Raw genomic sequence first — 1712 nt, forward strand, 5'->3', positions numbered from 1 at the left:
GGCCCTCGGACACGCTGGGCAGCGCGGCCCGCTGCTCGGCGGGCATGCCGGCCAGCTTCGGCACCCACTCCTCCAGGTCGCGGCGGCTCAGTACCCGGTGCGCGTACAGGCCGTCGGCGGACCGGGCGGCGCCGGTCAGCCGGGCGAGCTGCTTGAAGGTCTTGGAGGTGGCCACCACGTGGTCGGGGGCGCCCAGCCGGGTGAACTCGCCGACCACCCGGGCGATCTCCGCGCGCACGTGCCGCCGCAGCGCCCGGACGTCGGACGGGTCGGGCGGGTCGCCCGGCAGCCAGGAACCGGTGAGGCGGCCCGCGCCGAGCGGCAGCGAGACCGCGGCGTCCGGCTCCTCGTCCTGGCCGAAGGCGATCTCCAGGGAGCCCCCGCCGATGTCCAGCACCAGCAGCCGGCCGGCCGACCAGCCGAACCAGCGGCGCGCCGCGAGAAAGGTCAGCCGGGCCTCGTCGGGACCGGACAGCACCCGCAGGTCCACTCCGGTGTCGGCGCCGACCCGGGCCAGCACCTCGTCGTGGTTGCTGGCCTCGCGCACCGCGGACGTGGCGAACGGCAGCAGGTCCTCGACGCCCTTGTCCTCGGCGATCTCCAGCGCCTCCTTGACCGTGCCGGCCAGCCGGTCGACCCCCTCGGGGCTGATCGCCCCGCGGTCGTCGAGGAGTTCCGCAAGGCGCAGCTCGGCCTTGTGCGAGTAGGCCGGCAGCGGCCGGGCACCGGGGTGCGCGTCCACCACCAGCAGGTGAACGGTATTGGAACCCACGTCGAGGACACCGAGTCTCATGGGAGAGCACGCTACTGCGCCGAGCGGGTCGCGGTCTCCCCGGCCCGTACCCTGGTCAGGTGGCGAAGACGAAAAAGGCGAAGGCGGGCAAAAGCCCGAACATGGGCGGGGAGCGTCGGCGGGCCGCCGGCGAGGAGGCCCCGCTCGACCACGCGCGGGCCTGGGTGGAGTTCCCCGACCCGGCCGACGAGGAGCAGGTGTTCCGCTGCGACCTGACGTGGCTCACCTCCCGGTGGTCGTGCATTTTCGGGCAGGGCTGCCAGGGCATCGAGGCCGGCCGGGCGAGCGACGGCTGCTGCACGCTGGGCGCGCACTTCTCCGAGGAGGACGACGAGCGGCGGGTGGCCGGCCACGCGGCCCGCCTGACGCCGCTGAACTGGGAGTTCCACGACGTGGCGGCGGAGTCCGGCTGGACCGAGACGGACGGCGACGGAGAGCGGAAGACGCGCCGGTACCAGGGCGCCTGCATCTTCAACAACCGTCCCGGGTTCGCCGGCGGCGCGGGGTGCGCCCTGCACCTGCTGGCCCTCCAGGAGGGCCGGGAGCCGCTGGAGACCAAGCCGGACGTGTGCTGGCAGCTGCCCGTGCGCCGCACCTACGACTGGATCGAGCTGGCCGACGGCGAACAGCGGCTCCAGGTGACGATCGGGGAGTACGACCGGCGCGGCTGGGGGTCGGGCGGACACGACCTGCACTGGTGGTGCACCGGTGCGACGGCCGCGCACGGCGCGGGTGAGCCGGTGTACGTCTCCTACCGTGCGGAACTCACGGAGCTGATGGGCAAGGCGGGGTACGACCGGCTGGTGGAGCTCTGCGAGCAGCGGCTCGCCGCGCAACTGCCGCTGCTCGCCTCGCACCCGGCCGACCCGCCGCACTGATCCGGCGCGGTGCTCACGCGGCGCTGTGCCGCGGCGCTGGT

General features: G+C 74.4%; 2 protein-coding genes. One reads left to right on the plus strand and one right to left on the minus strand.

Features of this window, described 5'->3' with window-relative positions:
* On the minus strand, nt 1-793 hold a 793-nt coding region (locus tag ACYVE9_RS25590; RefSeq protein WP_461030267.1), incomplete at its 3' end, for a Ppx/GppA family phosphatase.
* A 59-nt stretch (nt 794-852) separates the two neighbouring features.
* On the opposite strand from ACYVE9_RS25590, the gene ACYVE9_RS25595 reads away from it, so the two are divergent.
* Nucleotides 853-1671 (plus strand): hypothetical protein, encoded by an 819-nt coding sequence (locus ACYVE9_RS25595; RefSeq protein ID WP_461030268.1) that lies wholly within the window; start codon nt 853-855, stop codon nt 1669-1671.
* Nucleotides 1672-1712 lie beyond the last annotated feature (41 nt).

It is taken from the genome of Streptomyces sparsus (genome assembly GCF_054776295.1).